This window comes from Dorea longicatena (assembly GCF_025150085.1).
Classification (GTDB): Bacteria; Bacillota; Clostridia; order Lachnospirales; family Lachnospiraceae; genus Dorea_A; species Dorea_A longicatena.
This window is the reverse complement of sequence record NZ_CP102280.1, coordinates 796,174-817,067: the sequence shown is the minus strand read 5'-3', so window position 1 is coordinate 817,067 and position 20,894 is coordinate 796,174. Positions and strand designations below refer to the sequence as shown.

16 protein-coding genes, 1 other RNA gene and 1 other annotated feature are annotated in these 20,894 nt (G+C 42.7%); all 17 genes read right to left on the bottom strand.

Annotated elements, in window-relative coordinates; translation table 11 throughout:
* Positions 1 to 10: 10 nt before the first annotated feature.
* The 17 genes from NQ508_RS03930 to thrC all read right to left on the bottom strand — a co-directional run bounded on the left by NQ508_RS03930 (position 11) and on the right by thrC (position 20,892).
* On the bottom strand, positions 11 to 1,453 hold the full coding sequence (locus NQ508_RS03930; RefSeq protein WP_006426284.1) for a cobyrinate a,c-diamide synthase: 1,443 nt from the start codon (positions 1,451 to 1,453) through the stop codon (positions 11 to 13).
* Positions 1,453 to 3,606, bottom strand: a complete 2,154-nt coding sequence (gene cobK, locus NQ508_RS03925; protein WP_006426285.1) for a precorrin-6A reductase — start codon at positions 3,604 to 3,606, stop codon at positions 1,453 to 1,455. Before cobK ends, NQ508_RS03930 begins: the two co-directional genes overlap by 1 nt.
* Entirely contained in the window at positions 3,603 to 4,331 is a 729-nt protein-coding gene (gene cobJ, locus NQ508_RS03920; protein WP_044919399.1) for a precorrin-3B C(17)-methyltransferase, read from the bottom strand. The genes cobK and cobJ overlap by 4 nt, the downstream gene beginning before the upstream one ends.
* Positions 4,324 to 5,367 carry a cobalt-precorrin 5A hydrolase gene (locus NQ508_RS03915; protein ID WP_006426287.1) on the bottom strand — a complete coding sequence of 348 codons (1,044 nt, stop codon included), beginning with the start codon at positions 5,365 to 5,367 and terminating at the stop codon, positions 4,324 to 4,326. The genes cobJ and NQ508_RS03915 overlap by 8 nt, the downstream gene beginning before the upstream one ends.
* Position 5,368: 1 nt before the next feature.
* A complete protein-coding gene (cobM, locus tag NQ508_RS03910; protein ID WP_006426289.1) occupies positions 5,369 to 6,127 on the bottom strand; it encodes a precorrin-4 C(11)-methyltransferase in 759 nt (252 codons plus the stop codon).
* A gap of 65 nt (positions 6,128 to 6,192) precedes the next feature.
* Positions 6,193 to 7,332 (bottom strand): cobalt-precorrin-5B (C(1))-methyltransferase CbiD, encoded by a 1,140-nt coding sequence (gene cbiD / locus NQ508_RS03905; protein WP_006426290.1) that lies wholly within the window; start codon positions 7,330 to 7,332, stop codon positions 6,193 to 6,195.
* 147 nt (positions 7,333 to 7,479) lie between these two features.
* Positions 7,480 to 7,983: a superoxide dismutase family protein gene (locus NQ508_RS03900; protein ID WP_006426291.1), complete on the bottom strand. Its 504-nt coding sequence runs from the start codon at positions 7,981 to 7,983 to the stop codon at positions 7,480 to 7,482.
* A 138-nt stretch (positions 7,984 to 8,121) separates the two neighbouring features.
* Positions 8,122 to 9,147 (bottom strand): tRNA preQ1(34) S-adenosylmethionine ribosyltransferase-isomerase QueA, encoded by a 1,026-nt coding sequence (gene queA, locus NQ508_RS03895; protein ID WP_055303723.1) that lies wholly within the window; start codon positions 9,145 to 9,147, stop codon positions 8,122 to 8,124.
* Positions 9,148 to 9,175: 28 nt separating this feature from the next.
* Entirely contained in the window at positions 9,176 to 9,970 is a 795-nt protein-coding gene (locus tag NQ508_RS03890) for an RDD family protein (protein WP_006426294.1), read from the bottom strand.
* Positions 9,951 to 10,934, bottom strand: coding sequence for a signal peptide peptidase SppA (gene sppA / locus NQ508_RS03885; protein ID WP_006426295.1), 984 nt, complete (start codon positions 10,932 to 10,934; stop codon positions 9,951 to 9,953). Before sppA ends, NQ508_RS03890 begins: the two co-directional genes overlap by 20 nt.
* Before the next feature lie 55 nt (positions 10,935 to 10,989).
* A complete protein-coding gene (gene pheT, locus NQ508_RS03880; RefSeq protein ID WP_006426296.1) occupies positions 10,990 to 13,410 on the bottom strand; it encodes a phenylalanine--tRNA ligase subunit beta in 2,421 nt (806 codons plus the stop codon).
* A gap of 36 nt (positions 13,411 to 13,446) precedes the next feature.
* Positions 13,447 to 14,466, bottom strand: coding sequence for a phenylalanine--tRNA ligase subunit alpha (pheS, locus tag NQ508_RS03875; RefSeq protein ID WP_044919403.1), 1,020 nt, complete (start codon positions 14,464 to 14,466; stop codon positions 13,447 to 13,449).
* Between the two features lie 115 nt (positions 14,467 to 14,581).
* Positions 14,582 to 14,810, bottom strand: a binding site (T-box leader).
* Positions 14,811 to 14,864: 54 nt separating this feature from the next.
* Positions 14,865 to 15,689, bottom strand: a complete 825-nt coding sequence (locus NQ508_RS03870) for a YihY/virulence factor BrkB family protein (protein ID WP_006426298.1) — start codon at positions 15,687 to 15,689, stop codon at positions 14,865 to 14,867.
* A gap of 115 nt (positions 15,690 to 15,804) precedes the next feature.
* Positions 15,805 to 17,178, bottom strand: a complete 1,374-nt coding sequence (locus NQ508_RS03865) for a SpoIID/LytB domain-containing protein (protein WP_049940494.1) — start codon at positions 17,176 to 17,178, stop codon at positions 15,805 to 15,807.
* 74 nt (positions 17,179 to 17,252) lie between these two features.
* Positions 17,253 to 17,434, bottom strand: a non-coding RNA gene (gene ssrS, locus NQ508_RS03860) — 6S RNA.
* Positions 17,435 to 17,515: 81 nt separating this feature from the next.
* Positions 17,516 to 19,120, bottom strand: a complete 1,605-nt coding sequence (gene pckA / locus NQ508_RS03855; RefSeq protein ID WP_022416218.1) for a phosphoenolpyruvate carboxykinase (ATP) — start codon at positions 19,118 to 19,120, stop codon at positions 17,516 to 17,518.
* Positions 19,121 to 19,404: 284 nt separating this feature from the next.
* Positions 19,405 to 20,892, bottom strand: a complete 1,488-nt coding sequence (gene thrC / locus NQ508_RS03850; protein WP_006426301.1) for a threonine synthase — start codon at positions 20,890 to 20,892, stop codon at positions 19,405 to 19,407.
* Between the last annotated feature and the right edge of the window lie 2 nt (positions 20,893 to 20,894).

Genomic DNA, 20,894 nt, shown 5'->3' with positions numbered 1-20,894 from the left:
TCTCTGTTCTCTATGTTCTATCTCTTTCCCTAGCTCTTTTCTCTTGTTCCCTGCATCTTCTGCATTGTTCCAGAAAGTTCTCCGGAATCTTTTCATTTCCATAATAATGAATATGCGGATATCCTGCCAGTACCGTATCGGTACTGATCATGCATTTCCACGAACGGTTTGACATTGGTTTTTCCGCCAGAAATGCTTCCCCGCATACTTCTGAATCATAATAATGAAATTCATGTGCCGGGATACCTCCTGCTTCTTTACCGAATATTCTTCCCCCTGTCAGGGTAACATAGCCGAATCGCTTTAAGGAACCTGTCGGATAACTTTTCCCTTCTAAAAATCCAACCATTGGAAATTCTGTGCCGCTTTCATCTCTGATATATTCCTGCAGGTACATGAATCCTCCACACTCCGCGATACATGGCATTCCGCCGTTCAATGCTTTTTTAATACTCGTCTTCATTGACTCATTTTTACTTAGTTCTTCTGCATATAGTTCCGGATAACCGCCATAGAACAAAAGTCCCGACAGATTTTCCGGAATCTGCTTATCGTAAAGAGGAGAAAAAGGAATCAGTTCCGCTCCCATCTCCTGCAGCAGTTCCAGATTATCCTGATAGAAAAAACAGAATGCATCGTCACTTGCAAGCCCGATCCGTACCGTATCTTTTGTTCTAACCGATTCTGTACTATACTGTGCATTTTCTGCCAAATTTTCTACCATTTCTGATGTATATCCTTGCGTTTTCTTTTCCTGCAGCTCCGGTGCATTTTCTGCCAGTTCCAGAAGGCCTGCGATATCTACACTTTTCAGAATCTGTTCTCCCAGTCTTGTGAGTTTGTCTTCCGTATCTTTTCGTTCTTTTGGAAGCTTCAGTCCCAGATAACGGCTCTCCAGTGCACAATCTTTCATAACCGGAACATAGCCGTAGACCTTGATTCCTGTCTGCACCTCGATCATCTCTTTCATTCTTCCATACATCATCGGAGACAAACGGTTCAGAATTACGCCTTTGATACGGCTGTCTTCTTTATAATGCAAAAACCCCTGGATACACGGCACTGCAGACACGCTTAGTCCTTTACAGTCCAGGATCATCACAGCCGGGGTATCGGTAATTCTGGCAATATCATAAGCACTCGCCTCTGAAGAAATCCCTGCGATCCCATCATAGTATCCCATAACACCTTCCATTACGGAAATATCTGCTCCGGCACCATTTTTTTTCAGGATCTCTCTGACTCCATTTTCTCCACACAAAAAGGAATCCAGATTATAGCTGCTGATGCCAATCACAGTCTTGTGGAACATTGGATCAATGTAATCCGGCCCGCACTTAAAAGACGCAGGATTTATCTCCTGCATCTTCATTGCTTTCAATATTCCGCAGGTCAGCATGGTTTTACCTGCGCCACTTCTCATCGCAGTAATCAGAATTCTAGGAAGTTTCATTACTCAGATTCCTCCATTTCTTCCCGGATTTTCTCCGGTGTCAGATCCCCTACAGAGATCACTTTCGTAATATCCTCCACAATATCTCCGGTCATATCTTCCGGTTCCACCTCGTCCAGATTGATTTCTTCCAGAACGAAATCGTCTTCATTTTCCGGATCTGCTTCCTTTTTTGCCGGTCTGCTCGTAAAGCTGATCACATAGATCGGATTCTGTCCATTCATCATATGATAACTGCCCACTTTTTTCGCACGGCTTACCGCTACCTGAATGACTTCTGCCTCTTCTATCTCATTCTCTTCCGTATATTTTAACACCTGCATCATCGTCTCGAGTGAGATTGCATTGAGCACCACCCGTACAAATGGGTTCTTCTTCCGGATAGCATCCAGGATTTCATACAACTTTCCTTTACTGCCCCCGATAAATACGCAATCAGGTGCCGGCAGTTCTTCCAGTGCCTCCGGCGCCATACCTTCTATCACATGCAGATTATCCACGTGCATCCGCCTTGCATTTTCACGGATCAGTTCCTGCGCCTCCACTTTCTGTTCGATTGCATAGACGTTACCTTGCGTTGCAACCATGGCGGCCTCTACGGAAATAGAGCCTGTTCCTGCTCCGACATCATATACAACTGCATCCTTCTTAATCTTAAGTTTAGCAATCGAAATGCTTCTTACTTCTTCCTTGGTCATCGGTACATCGCCACGTACAAATGTATCATCCGGAATTGCCGGAATCACCGGGCTTTCGCCGCCGGATTCATTTTCAATATAAAGGACCGCCAGATTCTCTCCTTTGTAATGAAGCAGTGATCTTGCTGTTCCTGTCTGAATCTCTTCATTCTTATAAGAAAGTTCTGTCCCGATCCTGACTGTTACTTCGCCCATTCCATATTCCGTCATTTTTGTCAGGATCTGACGGATCTCTTCTGCATTACTTACAAGGGCGAATACCTTTTTATTCTCCTTAATGACCGCCATCAGATTTTCTTTTCTTCCATGCAGGCTTACTAGTGCCGCATCCTCCCATGTTACGCCAAGCTTTGATGCAAAATATATGATGGATGACACTCCAGGCACCACTTTTGTCTCAATCTGTGGGTCATCTTTCGTCAATTCCAGAATCTTCTTCGCACCGCTGTAAAATCCTGTATCACCGGACAACGCAATCGTTACATTTTCATATTCCGGATTTTCTTTGATATAAGAAATGATCTCATCCGGGCGGTATGCTTCATATATGGTCTGTCCGACTTCTGCCACTGCCTCGATCATCCTGCCTGCTCCGATCAGAAGTTCTGCTTCCTGACAGCATCTTTTTGCTTCCAGTGTAACCTGGTCTCTGGCACCTGCACCGATTCCCACCAGTGTAACTTTCCAGTGATTATCCAGTTCCAGTTCTTTCTGAAGGAATTTGGACATTTCTTCAAAATTCATTCCCTCTTCTTCTTCCGGTCTTCCGATCACAACCATTTTCACACCGGCTTCTAGTGCAGCCTGACATTTCTGCGGGTATCCACCTGCAAGTCCTGATTCTTTCGTTACCATATAAGCAATATCATATTCCTTTAACATGGCACGATTCATTTCCGTAGAAAACGGTCCCTGCATACAGATGAGATGACGTCCGGAGAATCCAAGTTCTTCACAATTAACTGCCACCTGGCCAATAGACAGAACGCGCGCATATACCCGGCTTTCGTAATCCGTCAGTCTTGTATAGGATTCCAGCTCCTTGCTTCCTGTTGTTACCAGAATATTTCCTTCTGTTTTTTCCAGATACTTTATCGCTTCATCCATATTTTCCACACAGATGCTTTCTTTGGTCTCTTCACTTCCCCTGACCAGTCTTAAATACGGAACCTGCATAACCTCGCAGGCACTTTTCAAGTTTTTGGTCACTTCTTTGGCATATGGATGTGTTGCATCGATCACATAATCCGGCTCAAACACCCTCATAAACTCGCCCATCTGCCCACTGTCCATCCGGTCGTGTGTCACCGTTATATTCTTCTCTTCCGGAAGCAGACTCTCCCCATAAGCGGTTGCCACACAGACGTGCAGTCTTACGCCTCTTCTTCCGAGATAAGATGCTAATTTTCTTCCTTCTGTTGTCCCTGCATATAATAGAATCTTTTTGTCTTTCATATACGATATCCCCTTGGTGTAACCATTTTTTCCCGAATTACTTTTGTCTGTTTATTTCCGATAAATACAGTAGAGAACATATCTACTGTTGTCTCTTTTAATTCTTTCAGTGTCAGTGTCTGCATTGTTTCTCCCTCGCGGGCAATGTTTTTCACTATTCCGCAGACGGTATCTTCCGCCTTATATTCCAGCATGATCTCACATGCTTTTGCAAGATAGGTACTGCGTTTCCTGCTGGACGGATTATAAAGGCAGATCACAAAATCAGCTTTTGCCGCACAGCGAAGCCTTTCTTCGATCAATTCCCACGGTGTCAAAAGATCACTTAAACTGATCAGACTGACATCATGTCCGACTGCTGCTCCAAGTACCGCAGAACCTCCCAGTGCCGCTGTCACTCCCGGGATTACTTCGATCACGACTTCCGGATATTCCTCACCGATTTCATACATCAGTCCTGCCATTCCGTATATCCCGGCATCTCCGCTGCATACCATTGCCGTTACAGCTCCTTTTGCTGCCTCTTCGAATGCCATCCTGCACCGTGCTGCCTCCTGTCTCATGGACGTTGTCAAATATCTCTTATCCGGAAAATATTCTTTTAATAATTCGATATATACGGTATATCCGACGATCACATCACATTTTTCCAGCGTCCGGACTGCTTTCAACGTCATCTGTTCATATGCCCCCGGTCCCATTCCTATCACATATACCTTATTCAAACTTCACCCTCCAATTATCCCAGGCAAATGCTGCTGTCACACCATTTTCTGCCTGTTTTCTGATCCGCAGTGTACCACCTGTATATACAGCACTTCTTTCACATACATTATCCACTCCGGTAACCTTTTTTACAAATGTAGAAACACTGAATTCTCCTTCTACTTTTTTTAATTCTTCTGCCGGATAAAATTCCGGCTCTATGTTATATTTGTTGCAAAATGTAAGCAATCCCTCTTCGTCTTTTTTTAGATCAATGCTTGCGATCCTGCCAATACTTTTCTTATTAATATGTGATTCTTTCAGTATCTTATCCACCAGCTGTTCTATCTGCTCTGCGGATGTCCCCCGTCTGCAGCCGATTCCCACCGTGATCCGTTGTGGTATCAGCCTTAATACATGACTGCTTAATTTTCGTTCATATATCCCGATATAGATATCTGGATTCTCATAGGTTTCCGGTACGATCTTCACTTCTTCCGGCACAGTACCCTCTATCGAATCTCTTCCGCTCTCAATCGCGGCCACGACTGTCTTTCCTTCCAGAATCTTTGCCGAAATTTGCTTTGCCTTCTGCATATCTTCTATATAAAGATGATTCTTTCTGGCAAATACATCTATTGCCCATTTTCCCCGGATATCTGTAGCTGTTGTGATCACAGGCAGTGCTCCTGCCATCTCTGCAATTCTTTCAGCCATCTCATTTGCTCCGCCAATGTGCCCGGACAGGATTGGGATACAATATTGTCCTTTCTCATCCAGTACCAGTACCGCCGGATCTGTTGTCTTTGATCCTATAAAAGATGCGATCAAGCGCACGGCAATCTGTACTGCTCCAATAAAGATCAGTACATCCCGCGTCCGGAACTGTTCACCTGTCCATTCTCCGGCACTGCATTTTACCGCATCCTTGTCCGATTCCAGTTCTTTGCATTTTACCGCCTGCAGCACCTGGTGTCCTTCTTTTTCCAGTTCATGTGCTAAAGATCTCTCCAGTCTTCTTCCATTTCCGGTAAAACTGATCATTGCAATCTTCATCTTATTTTACTCCCTGACGGAACTCGGTGGTGAATTCCGGATCATACAGTTTCGAACGTTCATACGTATGATGTGTCACCACATCTCCAACGATGATCAATGCTGTCTTTGTAATTCCATGTGCTTTCGCAGTCTCTGCCAGTGTACTGACAGTACAGATGTAACTTTCTTCCTCCGGCCATGTTGCCTTGTATACAATTGCTGCCGGCGTGTCTTCTTTATAACCGCCTTCTATCAACTGGCCTTCCAGCTTTTCCAGAAGTCCTGTACTTAAGAAAAGTACCATCGTCGCATTATGACTTGCAAACGTTGCAACCTTTTCCTTCGCCGGAACCGGTGTTCTTCCTTCCATACGTGTGATGACAACACTCTGTGACACCTCCGGAAGTGTATATTCCAGATTCAGTGCCGCTGCTGCCCCGCAGAAGGAACTGACACCCGGGCAGGAATCATACGCAATTCCCAGTTCATCCAGATGATCCATCTGTTCCCGTATTGCACCGTACAGACACGGATCACCTGTATGCAGCCGAACCGTCATCTTCTGTTCCCGTTCTGCCTGTTCCATCACTTCCAGAACTTCTTCCAGTGTCATCTTCGCACTGTTATATATCTCGCATGTCTCCTTTGTACTCTTTAACAGCCCCGGATTCACCAGTGATCCCGCATAGATCACCACATCAGCCTGCTCCAGATAACGCTGTCCACGGACCGTGATCAGATCTTCGGCTCCCGGACCTGCTCCCACAAAATGTATCATTTTCCGACTCCTTCCTGTCCTGCAAAGAACCTGCCACCAGCAACTTCTCCTGCATACTCTGGTATCTATTGTATATTTCGTTCTTTTCTGAATCTTTCTATCAGTTCTTCTGCTTTTTCTGTCTTTCCAAGGATTCCGTATACATTGGAAAACGTGACCGCTCCCACCTGTATCTCTCCTTTCCCCCGGTAGTTCAGATATTCCTCCATACGCATCATGATTTTTTCCATAATGCGTGTTCGTTCTTCCTCGCTGCATTTCTCCAATGCATCATCCGTCGTCACACAGTCAAGAAATTCGACTGCCTTCCCTCCGGCAATTCCCGCTCTCAATGCGGCCGTGGCGAATAAATCCATCCGACAGTCTGCCCATCTGGAATGGGTATTCATGATTCCGCCGGATACCTTGATCAGTTTCCCGATATGTCCGACCAGCAGGACACCTTTACAATCCTGTTCTACCGCCATATCTATGGTCTGACCAATATAGTTACTACATTTTACCACATCATTTTCTTCTATACTATACTGTTCTTTCAGAAAATCCAATCCGTAATTACCCGGTGCAATGATCAGATACCTGTACTTTTCCGCAAGGCATACCTTCATCTCTACTTCAATGGTATCGATCAGCGCCTGTTCACTCATCGGATTCACAATACCGGTTGTCCCAAGTATTGAAAGTCCTCCTTCTATTCCAAGTCTTGGATTAAATGTTTCTTTTGCCAGTCTTGCCCCTTCCGGAATCGAAATCTCTACATCAATTCCACCGGTATAGCCAACCTCTTCACAGGCTTCTTCTACTTCTTTTCCTATCATCTGCCTTGGCACACGGTTAATTGCGGCTTCTCCCACCGGCTGATTCAGTCCGGGCCTGGTCACTCTTCCTACCCCGATCCCGCCATCAATATGAATCTGTCCTGTTTCAGAAAGCCCTACCTGACTGTAAACCAGTACTCCATTCGTGATATCCGGATCATCTCCGCTGTTTTTTTTGACCGCACAGGATACCATATCCGGCAATTCCCTGTCTGTATATTTTCTCTGTATATCCGTGATATCCAGCTGCAGCTTTTCTCCCTGCGGCAGTTCTACCGACACCTGCTCTACTTTTTCACCTGTAAAAAGCATCTGCATTGCTGCCCTCGTTGCAGCCTGTGCACAGGTTCCGGTTGTATACCCTTTTGCTAATTCTTTTTTCGGCATATGGACTCCTTTCCATCAGGGAGCGAGGTTTTGGCTTTTTTAATATCCCCTGACGCAAAAATGGAGGACTGCAGTTTTCTACATTCCTCCAACAATTTTAACGTTTTCATACTTACATGTCAAATTATCTGTATGACGGTTCTCCACTTATTCGTTACCATTTTTGTTCTTACATTCTTGTTCCCATGCTTTGATTTCACCGCATGCAATCTTCATTCCCGAATCTCCGGACGGCTGGGTCTTGAAGTCATCCGGCATCTCATGAAGTACGATCGTCCTGCCGACAACATCCATTGGATAGAATCTTCCGGTATAAATCTCCATCCATGCAGTTCCATCATTACTTAATACCGGCGGCAGATCTCCTGCATGTCTGGGATGTTCTTCTTTTTCCGGATTATAGTGTCCTTTTGTATCTGCAAATGGATCCTGTGAATCTCCCGTACACGCATTTCCTTCATGAATATGGAATCCAAAAAATCCTCCGTATTTCTTCTCCAGTTCCTCCGGGATTCCCGTCAGTTCTCCTAAAAGAACTGTGCCATTATACACTTCATAGAGATATACATTTCCACGAATATCAGGGTATTCTTTGCTCCCTTTTATCCTGGCATGGGCCTGCGGAAGTCCCTGGATTGCTTTATAGATCATATTATCACGCTCCTTCGCATTTATGGTATGCAAAGGAGTATAAATATGTGCGGCTTTTTTCTATTTAATTAATTATCGCGGACTCTCTTCCTTTTCTTCCGGCCGGGTATCAACCGCTTAATGCATTAAATAGCAACTCTACTGAATAAACATCGCATCCCCAAATGAAAAGAACCGGTACCTCTCCTTCACAGCCTCTTCATAAGCCGCAAGCACGTGCTCCCGTCCTGCAAGCGCAGATACCAGCATGATTAATGTAGATTCTGGAAGATGGAAGTTCGTGATCAGACAATCCAGTACTTTGAATTTATAGCCCGGATAGATGAATATCTGTGTCCATCCACTCTTCGCTTCCAGATGTCCATTCTCATCTGCTGCCGATTCTACCGTTCTGCAGCTTGTCGTTCCGACGCAGATAACACGGTGTCCCGTCTCTTTTGCACGATTGATCTTCTCAGCCGCTTCTTCATCGATCATGAAGAATTCCGAATGCATATGATGCTCGGTAATCTCATCCACTTTTACCGGACGGAATGTTCCAAGCCCCACATGAAGTGTAACTCTCGCAATATCCACACCTTTTTCCTTAATCTCTTCCAGAAGTTCCGGTGTAAAATGCAGTCCTGCCGTCGGTGCTGCTGCCGAACCTGTGTGAGTTGCATATACCGTCTGGTAACGGTTCTTATCCTCCAGCTGGTGTGTGATATATGGAGGCAGCGGCATCTGGCCAAGCTGGTCTAAGATTTCTTCAAAAATTCCGTCGAAATCGAATTTGATCAGACGGTTTCCTTCTTCTACCACATCAATGACTTCTCCCATCAGAAGGCCATCACCGAAACTGATCTTTGCTCCGACTTTTGCTTTCTTACCTGGTTTTACCAGCGTCTCCCATACGTTGTTTTCTTTTCTCTTCAATAATAATACTTCGATTTTGGCATTGGTCTCTACTTTGGAACCAATCAATCTTGCCGGAATAACCTTTGTATCATTGATTACCAGACAGTCTCCCTCATGCAGATACTCTGTGATTTCTTTAAATACATGATGGGAAAAAGCCCCGGTCTCCTTGTCAAGGACAAGAAGTCTGGAGCTCGAACGATCCTCAAGCGGATCCTGTGCAATCAGTTCTTCCGGCAATTCATAATAAAAATCCTGACGTTTCATAATTATGAATTCCTTTCCCTTTTATTCTTTACGTATCTTTTTCTGATATGTTTTCATTTACAGTTGCATTTGAAGCTATTTCTTTTTCTGATTTATTTTCTACCAGACGATAGCCATTATACACTGGTTTTCCCAGTTTCTCAACTACAGAACTCTGTGTATTTTCTGTTTTTTTCAATTCCCGTATCCCAGACTCTTTCATTTGGACATTTTTCTGCGTTTTTGACAGCTCACCCTCTGATGTCTGCGGTTTCTGCTCTTCTACATTTAGCTTTTCACATTCTGGTACAACTGTTCCCGGTTGCGCCATCCATGCTTTTATCTTCTTCTGATAGACCACTCTGGTATCACAAAGCAAGTCATGAAATCCACGTTTTTCCGAATCAATTCCTGCAACAATATAACCGATATTCACCGGAAGGCTACATAAGAATCTTCCAACCGTCTCGCGGTACACCACATTGAACAGTGTCAGCTTCTCTTCCGGATTTTTTGAAACTACCCGGAGATTCATCGCTTTCTTTCCAAGTGTCGTTCCTGTCAGATAGGTAAATGCAATAAAATATAACACTTTCAGAGCATACAGTACGATATCTTTCAACGAATAATGAAACAGGATATCCGTTCCCGTTATCGCACCGCCGCCAGCCAGTGAGATACCTGCAAATATCAGCCGCACGATCAGGAGGCCTGCAAATACTACCACACTGTCGATCATATAAGCCGCCATCCGCACCCAGAACCCGGCATACTCCAGATTCCCACTGGCACAGCAACTGTTCTGTCTGGCTAACTTCTCCTGATTATCGTAACTGTTCTGCATAGTACATCGGCACCCCGCTTTCTACACTTTTGGCGGTTTCCGTCAGAACCTGCGCTTCTGACTTCGGAACTAATGATTCTGCTTTGGAAAACAGCGACTGCAAAAGTCCTTCATCTGATTCCATCTCATAAAATGTAGATGTTCCAAGTTTTTTGCTCATCGCATCTTTCATATCCGGATACAGACTGATCTCATCGATCAGACCGTTGTTCTTCGCCTGCTTTGCAGTATAAGTTCTTCCGTCTGCCAGTTTCTTTACATCCTCCACTGACATATCACGGCCGTCTGCCACGATATTCACGAATTCCTCATAAGCTTCATTGATCTGATCCTGATAAATAGCAATCTGCTCGTCCGTAAATTTGCTGCTGTCCTTATTCTTTCCGCTCGTGATACTTACATAACGGATTCCAAGCTTTTTATACAGCCCGGACATATCATATCCTGACATGATCACACCGATGGAACCGGTCGTTGTATTCGAATTTGCATAGATTTTATCCGATGCCATAGACACCATATATCCACCGGATGCCGCATAATGTGCCATATAATCCCAGATCGGACGTTTTGTTGTCTCTTTATATTCTTTCAGTTTCTGATACAGTTCTTCGGATTCATAGACAGTTCCTCCCGGAGAATCTACATACAGAAGAATTCCTTTATTGTTAGAATCATCCATCAATTCATCGATATAATTCATCGTTGAATCATGCTGATATCCGCTGGATGCCTCTAGTATACTGCTTCCACTCTGTTCCTGGATCGTACCTTCTACTCTTACGATTGCAATATAATCTTCAGACGGTGGATTAAACTGATACGAACCTCCGAGATTAATTATATCATCTGCACTGCTCTGAAGCAGATTTTTTGAAATTGTATTGGTAAATACGCTGGCAGCACTGACTCCAACGAACAGTGCTGCCGCTACTACCAGACCTATGATCTGTTTTTTCTTCATACGTAATCCTCTTGCTCTTTTTACCGAGCTTTTATCTGATATGAATGAATGTTTTTTATTTACGAAGTTCGATTCCCATACCCTCGAGTGCCTTTAAGATACGGTCCATAGCTGCAGATACATCTGCATCTTCCAGAGTCTTATCCTTCGCACGGAATACGATAGAATATGCAACAGATTTGAATCCTGTTTTAATCTGAGCACCTTCGTAAATATCGAACAGTGAATAGCTTTCCAGATATTCACCGCCCTTGCTTTCGATCACATCTTCAATCTGTCCTACCAGAATCTCTTTTGGCATTACCATACTGATGTCACGTGTCACTGCAGGGAATTTTGCAATTCCTGTATATTTACGATCAAATGTTGCTCTTGCTACGATCTCTGGCATATCGATTACTGCAATGTAGGCTCTTGTTCCGATTCCATAGTTATCTGCAACTTCCGGATGTACTTCTCCAAGATATCCGACTACTACACCATCATAAATGATGTTTGCCTGACGTCCCGGATGAAGGAATGATTTTCCTGCATTCGGATCGTACTTTTCTTTCTTATGAAGTCCTACTTTATCGAAGAATTCTTCTACGACACCCTTCATAGTGAAGAAGTCGCCTTCGCCATACATACCAAGTGTGAACTGTACTCTTTCATCCGGCAGTTCTGTAAGTGGAAGTGCCTTTGGAAGATAAATGTTAGCCAGTTCGTATAATTTTACGTCTTTATTTCTTCTGTTATAGTTTGTTGCAAGTGATGTCAGCATACCATTCAAAGAAGATGTACGCATGATACTATAATCTTCTCCCAGTGGATTCATGATCGGAATAGCCTTACGAAGATCAGAATCTTCCGGAATCAGAAGCTTGTCAAATACCTTCGGGCTTTCGAATGAATATGTCATTCCCTGGCTGAATCCGCAGAACTCAGCGATATCACGTGCAACCTGCTCTACCCTTAACTTGAATGATAATTTTCCTGTTGTAGCTTCTCCACTTGGAAGTGTGGTCGGAATGTTATCATATCCGTAGAATCTTGCAACCTCTTCCGCAAGGTCAGCGATGCGGAATAAGTCATGACGGAAAGTAGGTGCGATGACTTCGCTTGTCTCTTCATCGAATTCCAGATCGATCTTCTTGAAGTATCCGATCATTTCTTCTTTAGAAATGTCTGTTCCAAGCAGCTTGTTGATCTTTTCCGCATCAAATGGTACTCTTACAGGCTCTTTCTTCTTGCTGTATACATCAACCATTCCTCCGACAACTTCACCGGCTCCCATCTCTTCGATCAGCTGGCATGCACGGTCAATGGCTGCCTCTGCATTATTTGGATCCAGACCCTTCTCAAATTTACCGGATGCATCGGTACGAAGTCCGATCTTCTTGCTTGATTTACGGATGTTGGTTCCATCAAAGCAAGCTGCTTCGAATAACATTGTCTGAACATCGTCTGTGATCATAGAGTTTTCTCCACCCATGATACCTGCGATACCGATGGATTTCTTACCGTCACAGATCATCAGTACAGATTCATCCATCTCTCTTTCCTGTCCGTCAAGAGTTGTGAATTTCTCACCTTTTTCTGCAGTACGCACTACAATTTCTTTTCCTTCGATCGTATCAAGGTCATATGCATGCATTGGCTGTCCGTATTCTTCCATTACATAGTTTGTAATATCAACCAGGTTGTTGATCGGGCGGATTCCTACAGAAGCCAGACGTCTCTGCATCCATTTTGGAGATGGTCCGATCTTAATGTTCTTTACGATTCTTGCACAATATCTTGGGCAAAGTTCCGGATTCTTAACGGTTACTTTGATATAATCTGCTGCATTCTCATCATTTCCTGTTGGTGTGACAACAGGTGGATAGAACGCTTTATTAAATGTAGCTGCTGCCTCTCTTGCAATACCTACAACACTGAAGCAATCTACACGGTTAGATGTGATCTCATATTCTACAACGACATCATCTAGGCCAAGTGATTTGATCGCACTCTCTCCTACAACGGCATCATCATCAAAAATATAGATTCCGTATTCCGGAGCCTCCGGATACATATCTCTGTTAGAGCCAAGTTCTTCGATGGAACACATCATACCATCACTTTCAACACCACGGAGTTTTCCCTTTTTGATCTTGATTCCGCCTTCTACACGCTGTCCAGGCTCATGTCCGCCTGCTACACGTCCGCCTGCTAATACAACCGGTACCTTGTCTCCCTCTTTTACATTCGGAGCGCCTGTTACGATCTGAATCGTCTCTGTTCCGACATTTACCTGGCAGATGATCAGTTTATCTGCATCCGGGTGTTTCTCAATCTTGTCGATCTGTCCGATCACGATCTTATCAAGATCTGCATCTAATTTCTCATAACCTTCGACTTTTGTACCAGACAAAGTCATTGCATCTGTATATTCCTGAGCTGTTACATCAAGATCCGGAACATACGCTTTTATCCATGATAATGAAGTATTCATTTATAAATCTCCTTTTCGTATTATTACTTGTGCTCGCTAGAACTGTTTTAAGAATCTGATATCATTTTCGTATAACAGTCTCATATCATCGATCTCGTACTTCAGAAGTGCGATACGTTCCAGTCCTACACCGAATGCGAATCCTGTATATTCTTCCGGATCAATTCCGCACATTTCCAGTACGTGTGGATGTACCATACCACATCCGAGGATCTCGATCCATCCGGATCCTTTACAGAAACGGCATCCTTTTCCACCGCATTTGAAGCAGCTTACATCCATCTCGGCACTTGGCTCTGTGAATGGGAAATGATGTGGTCTGAATTTTGTCTTTGTGTCTTCTCCGAATAATTCTTTTGCAAATACTTCCAGTGTTCCCTTTAAGTCAGCAAATGAAATATTCTTGTCGATGATCAGTCCTTCGATCTGATGGAAAGAAGGTGAATGTGTTGCATCTACTTCGTCTGAACGGAATACACGTCCCGGTGACAGGATACAGATTGGAAGCTTGCCCTGCTCCATAATACGTGCCTGTACAGGAGATGTCTGTGTCCTGAGCACGATGTCTTTATTAATATAGAATGTGTCCTGCTCATCCTTTGCCGGATGTCCGTCCGGGATGTTCAGTTTACGGAAGTTGTACTCATCATACTCGATCTCAGGTCCTTCTACGACTTCGTATCCCATACCTGTAAATACACGCTCTACTTCTTCCAGTGCGATTGTATTCGGATGACGGTGTCCGACGCAGTTTTTCTTAGCCGGAAGTGTTACATCGATCACTTCTTTTTTCAGCTTTTCTGCACGGATTGCTTTTTCCATCTTTTCTTTATTTTCTTCCAGAACAGCTTCGATCGCTGCTCTTGTCTCATTTACCATCTGTCCAACCTTCGGTCTGTCCTCCGGTGCAACGTCTTTCATACCTTTTAATACAGCGGTAAGTTCACCTTTTTTACCAAGGAACTTTACACGCACATCATTCAGTTTTTCAGGCATATCGGCAGCTTCAATTGCTTTCAATGCTTCCTCTTTGATGTTCTGCAGTTTTTCTTTCATCATTTTCTTCCTTTCTTCGCATATCTTTTATGTCAGCGTATGCTTTTGGGTATGCAAGAGAACCTGCCACTGGCAGCTTCTCTTGCATGCTTTGGCATAAAAAAAGCCCCGCCCCAAAAGGGACGAGACATATAACCCGTGGTACCACCCTGATTCCCGCAAAATATTTTTGCGGACACTCATTACTGCGTAACGTGCATCATACGGCATTCTCTACTTTTATTTCAAGAACACAGCTCGCGCGGGAAATTCATTCACCATCTGAACCCAAGGGAACTTTCAGCCTGTCGATTCCCTCTCTCTAGCGGAAAATGGCTCACTACTTACACGGTCATTGCCTTTATCTCATAATACTTAATTATTGTATCACATGAACAGAAGTTGTCAAGTCAGAAATTCTACTCCTGCTCCATATCCCGCAGGATCACATTCACTTCCCCGCCAAGCAGCAAAATATACATACAGAAGTACAGCCACAACATGATCAGTACAATTGTCGTCAAACTTCCATACATAGATGAAAATCCCTTAAAAATATTCAGATAGACCGAGAAGATCCATGATACGATCATCCATCCGACTGCTGAAAATGCCGCACCCATCAACTGAACTTTCAACTGTACAATGTGGTTCGGCAAAAATTTATAGATCATCATTGTAAACACAAACAGCAATACCGGTGTAATGATTCCACGTATCTGCATAATCTGATCCACAAAGCGTTCCATAAGCGGATAATGTTCCGTTACAAACAGATTCAATGTATTACCAAATACTGATAACACCAGCAGAAAGATAATTACAATAATAAACGCAACTGTATAAAACGTTGCGCGTATTCTTAAAATAATATAATTACGTGTCTCCTTACAGTCGTAAACGCAATTCAGACCTGTCGTCAGTGCCAGTACACCTTTCCCGGCCGACCAGAGTGCAACGATAATGGTCAGTGAAATGATACCGCCGGACTGATTATATACCTGATTCACAATGGATGTGATCAGGCTGTCTACTGATTTTGGAAACACCTGAAGGACAGCCGTCATAACGTCTGCCTTCGTAACCGGCGTATACTGTACCAGTGTGATCAACAGTAATATGATCGGAATCAGACTGAGCATGAAGAAATACGCTGCCTGTGCAGCATAGGCACCTACATGATCTTTCCCGACTTGTCCGGTTATTTCCATTACTTTATCATATAGAAACTTAACTTTTTTCATCTTTTTCTCCCAAAATATTCGTCTCTATATTCTACCCGATTTTCTTTCGTTTGTCTATTAGAAATCATTCCGTTTCCAGGTGTGTTTTTCTCAACTATTCTTCCATTGATTATACTTATTTTTCAATTGTTGTTCCTGGATAGAACATTTGTAATATTTCCTGATAATTCTTCCCTGTTTTCGCCATTTCATTTGCTCCATTCTGGCTCATACCAATGCCATGACCGTATCCACCGCCTATGATTTTGAATATATTACCAGCCTTTTTCACTTTAAAAAATGCGCTTGGAAGCAGCGTACCACTTTGGGCAACCGTACCATCCTGTTTCTTTATTTCATATCCATTTCCCCCCAGCGCCTTTCGTATCTTATTCTCTGTATCAACTGTAATACTTCCCTTATCACCGACAGCTTTTATCTGCAGCGCAACACCTCCCGGTCCTGTTTTCGTTACTTCTAATGACTGTACCGTCCCGATATTCTTTTTTACATTCTCCGCCAAAAGTGTACTCAATATATCCTGATCTATATCAGCTTTCCACCGGTACCATGGAAGTGATTTTTCATAATCTCCATTCTTATCTTTTACTTCTACCGACTGAAGATATCCATTACTTTCATTTTCACTCGTTCCCCAGGCTTTCATGGTTGTTGTCTTTCCGCAAGATGTTGAATAATAATACGTTGTTACAATATTACCTTTATATTTTAACACCTCGCCGGCAGTTTCCCTTACCGCTTCTGTGGATGCATCCTGCTGTGCCGAATTATTATATACCTGATAATCTGTGCTGTCATTGACATGCGCCTGATATTCCGGATAAGCATAGTCTTCCATCTGGCGTTCCGCGTAATTTCTTGCGCAGACTGCCTGTGCCTTTAAGGCTTCTTTCTGATAGGATGCCGGCATTTCACTGGGAACAACTTTGCATAGATAACTTTCCACCGGAAGTTCATTAATAATTACTATTCCTTCTGATGTTGCATAAAGATCCAGTATTCCGGCATAAGAAGGATTTCCATATCCTCTCCTGATGCTGCTGACAACCATCTCTCCCCCATCTTTTGCTGTTACTCTGATTTTTCCATTCTGAAATCCGACATCTTCCTTTGTGATCGTTATTTTCTCATTTTCTGCAGTCTCTTCCCTGGTACCAGTTTTTTCTATTATAAGACCTCCCGTTGCACTGACCTTTAATTCTTTATGTACAATCTGTTTATATCCATCGGTCATGAGCAATATCCTGATATTTTTCTGTGCTGCCTCCGTACTCTCTGATTTTTTCTGGTCTTTCTTTTTATCATTTTTCTTTTCAGATACAGATTTCAGTAATTCTTCCCATCTGCTCTGAATAGATATTTCAGAATGCGTTTGCTCTTTTCCCACAGCACTTTCTTCTATGCCTGCTTTCAAGCCTCCGATCACACACAATAACAGTAAAATCCATGCTATATAGATACTGTAATGCTTTTTATTCCGTCTCCGCAATTTTCTTTCCTTTCTTTCCGCCCTTTATACCCGAAAAAAGACAGCCGTAAAAACGACTGTCTTTTATCTTTTGTATATTCCCCAAAATGCCGGTTCCTGTATTCTGACTCCTAGCACCCAGCTAGGTGGGTATCCGCATCTGCTTTTCTGCCTTCCACTGCAAAATCGATGGCCTGACATATTACAGAGATGTAAGACTCCCGTTTAAAGTATTGTAGGTTCAAAACTACAGGAGTGTCGAACATTCCAGGTTTCCACTGCACTTATTATAACCCATTTACATGGATTTTACAACCCTATAACATTATCCGATTTTAATCAGATTCATTAGTGGATCTTATAACTGTGGTCCTGCTGAAACCAAAGCTTTACCTGCTTCATTTCCTTCATATTTAGCAAAGTTCTTGATGAATCTTGCAGCAAGATCTTTTGCCTTTTCTTCCCACTCAGATGCATCTGCATATGTGTCACGAGGATCAAGGATTCCTGTATCAACACCTGTAAGTTCTGTAGGTACTTCAAAGTTGAAGTATGGGATTGTCTTTGTTGGAGCATTCTTGATATCTCCGTTCAGGATAGCATCGATGATTCCACGAGTATCTTTGATAGAGATACGTTTTCCTGTTCCGTTCCATCCTGTGTTAACAAGATAAGCTTTTGCACCGCTCTTCTCCATCTTCTTAACAAGTTCCTCTGCATATTTTGTAGGATGCAGTTCCAGGAATGCCTGTCCGAAGCAAGCTGAGAATGTTGGTGTAGGTTCTGTGATTCCACGCTCTGTACCAGCAAGTTTTGCTGTAAATCCTGACAGGAAGTAGTACTGTGTCTGTTCTGGTGTCAGTACAGATACCGGAGGAAGTACTCCGAATGCATCAGCAGAAAGGAAGATTACATTCTTAGCTGCAGGTGCTGAAGATACCGGACGTACAATATTTTCAATATGATTGATTGGGTAAGATACACGTGTATTCTCTGTTACACTCTTATCTGCAAAATCAATCTTTCCATTCTCATCAAGTGTTACGTTCTCAAGAAGAGCGTTACGTTTGATTGCGTTGTAGATATCTGGCTCAGATTCTTTGTCAAGGTTGATAACCTTAGCGTAGCATCCACCTTCAAAGTTGAATACTCCGTTATCATCCCATCCGTGCTCATCATCACCGATCAGGAGACGCTTAGGATCTGTAGAAAGTGTTGTCTTTCCTGTTCCTGAAAGTCCGAAGAAGATTGCTGTATTCTCTCCGTTCAGGTCTGTGTTAGCTGAGCAGTGCATAGAAGCCATTCCCTTAAGTGGGAGGAAGTAGTTCATCATAGAGAACATACCTTTCTTCATCTCTCCGCCGTACCATGTATTCACGATAACCTGCTCTTTGCTTGTGATGTTGAACATTACTGCTGTCTCTGAGTTCAGTCCTAATTCTTTGTAATTTTCAACTTTTGCTTTAGAAGCATTGTATACTACGAAGTCTGGCTCAAAGTTTTCAAGCTCTTCTTCTGAAGGTTTGATGAACATATTTGTTACGAAATGAGCCTGCCATGCAACTTCTACGATGAAACGGATTGCCATACGTGTATCTTTGTTTGCTCCGCAGAATGCATCTACAACATAAAGTTTTTTGTCAGAAAGTTCTTTGATCGCAATATCTTTTACTGCTTTCCAAGCTTCCTGTGTTGCAGGATGGTTATCATTCTTATATTCATCAGATGTCCACCATACAGTATCTTTTGAATTCTCATCAACTACGATGAACTTATCTTTTGGAGAACGTCCAGTGTAGATACCTGTCATTACATTGACTGCACCAAGTTCACTTTCCTGTCCTTTTTCAAAACCTTCGAGTTCTGGTTTTGTCTCTTCCTCAAATAATAATTCATAAGAAGGATTGTGTACGATTTCTGTCGTTCCTGAAATGCCATACTTGCTTAAATCGATTTTAGCCATCTTCATTTAACCTCTTTTCTTTTATTTGCTGCTGTATATTTATAAATTCTAGTCTTGTTATATTCTCCCACAACAGCATTTGTTTTATTATTGCATTTTTCTACGCAAAAGTCAATACTTTAACAATCTTTTCACAATGTGTTTTTGCAAGTTCTTTCTCTAAAACTTTTATTTTTTATTCTATTTTTTGTTTTAAAAGCACAAAATGCAAGATTTCACACGAAATCTTGCATTTTATGTATTTTTATCAATACAGAAAATATATTTATCATTTTGTAAACGTTCTATACTTCCAGAATATTCTTCACTGTATCTTTCATCTTATCAGCATCACATTCCAGATCATGCAGAATATTTGCATTCAGGATATCTTTGATCGCCTGCGGCATCTCACGTCCTGATGTTTCTTCCAGAACCTTCAGAAGACTGAACTCATCCTGATCTGCATACTTCGGATCAATTGCACTCATGACACTCTTCACGAATTTATATGGACTTGCTGTTGATGCAATCACGCATTTCTTATTGTCTCCACTGTTCTTCTGATAACATTCACACACATAAGATGCTACACTTGTATGTGTATCCATCACATACCCTGTCTTATCATATACTTTCTTGATATTCTGCGCACACTCTTCTTCTGTCGCATATCCAGCTGCGAAATCATCAAGACATGCCTTCATATCTTCTGTAATTGTATATTTTCCTGTGGATTTTAATGCTTCCATCATATCTTTTGTCTTCTGGTCATCATCTCCGCTGATCCGATAAAGCAGACGTTCCAGGTTGCTTGAAATCAGGATATCCATAGATGGTGATGTTGTGAGGATAAACTCACGGTTTCTGTCATAATCACCTGTCTGGAAGAAGTCAAATAACACTTTATTGTCATTCGATGCACATACCAGTTTATCGATTGGGACTCCCATCTGTTTTGCATAGTATGCAGCCAGAATATTACCAAAGTTACCGGTCGGAACTACTACATTGATCTTCTCACCGTCTTCAATCTCTTCATTTTCCAGAAGTTTGGCATATGCATTGACATAATATACCACCTGTGGAACCAGACGTCCGATATTGATCGAGTTGGCTGATGAGAACTGATAGCCTTTCTTCGCAAGTTCTTCTGCAAGTTCTTTATCCTCGAACATGGCTTTTACACCACTCTGGGCATTATCGAAATTGCCATGGATCGCTACTACATTTACATTTTCGCCTCTCTGTGTCACCATCTGAAGTTCCTGCACTTTGCTGACTCCGTTCTTAGGATAGAATACGATGATCCTTGTTCCTTCCACATCTGCAAATCCGGCAAGTGCAGCTTTTCCTGTATCTCCGGATGTGGCAGTCAGGATTACGATTTCATTCTTTACATCATTCTTCTTTGCTGAAGTCGTCATCAGATGTGGCAGAATAGATAACGCCATATCTTTGAACGCGATCGTTGCACCATGGAATAATTCCATATAATAAGTATCATCTACTTTTACAAGCGGTGCGATCTCTTCTGTGTCAAATTTGCTGTCATAAGCTTTATCGATACAGCTTTTCAGTTCTTCTTCCGTAAAATCTGTCAGGAACTGTTTCATTACAAGATATGCGATCTCCTGATATGTCTTTCCTTTCAGATCCGACATTGATACATCCAGTTTCGGAAGTTCTGATGGTACAAAAAGTCCACCGTCCGGGGCAAGTCCCTGCAGAATTGCTTCAGATGCTGTTACTTTCAGATTCGAATTTCTTGTACTTTTGTAATATAAACCCATGC

Coding starts and splice junctions, on each gene's coding strand:
- NQ508_RS03930 (WP_006426284.1), bottom strand. CDS start 1,453: ATGAAACTTCCTAGAATTCTGATTACTGCGATGAGAAGTGGCGCAGGT.
- cobK (WP_006426285.1), bottom strand. CDS start 3,606: ATGAAAGACAAAAAGATTCTATTATATGCAGGGACAACAGAAGGAAGA.
- NQ508_RS03915 (WP_006426287.1), bottom strand. CDS start 5,367: ATGAAGATTGCAATGATCAGTTTTACCGGAAATGGAAGAAGACTGGAG.
- cobM (WP_006426289.1), bottom strand. CDS start 6,127: ATGATACATTTTGTGGGAGCAGGTCCGGGAGCCGAAGATCTGATCACG.
- cbiD (WP_006426290.1), bottom strand. CDS start 7,332: ATGCCGAAAAAAGAATTAGCAAAAGGGTATACAACCGGAACCTGTGCA.
- NQ508_RS03900 (WP_006426291.1), bottom strand. CDS start 7,983: ATGATCTATAAAGCAATCCAGGGACTTCCGCAGGCCCATGCCAGGATA.
- queA (WP_055303723.1), bottom strand. CDS start 9,147: ATGAAACGTCAGGATTTTTATTATGAATTGCCGGAAGAACTGATTGCA.
- NQ508_RS03890 (WP_006426294.1), bottom strand. CDS start 9,970: ATGCAGAACAGTTACGATAATCAGGAGAAGTTAGCCAGACAGAACAGT.
- sppA (WP_006426295.1), bottom strand. CDS start 10,934: ATGAAGAAAAAACAGATCATAGGTCTGGTAGTAGCGGCAGCACTGTTC.
- pheT (WP_006426296.1), bottom strand. CDS start 13,410: ATGAATACTTCATTATCATGGATAAAAGCGTATGTTCCGGATCTTGAT.
- pheS (WP_044919403.1), bottom strand. CDS start 14,466: ATGAAAGAAAAACTGCAGAACATCAAAGAGGAAGCATTGAAAGCAATT.
- NQ508_RS03870 (WP_006426298.1), bottom strand. CDS start 15,689: ATGAAAAAAGTTAAGTTTCTATATGATAAAGTAATGGAAATAACCGGA.
- pckA (WP_022416218.1), bottom strand. CDS start 19,120: ATGGCTAAAATCGATTTAAGCAAGTATGGCATTTCAGGAACGACAGAA.
- thrC (WP_006426301.1), bottom strand. CDS start 20,892: ATGGGTTTATATTACAAAAGTACAAGAAATTCGAATCTGAAAGTAACA.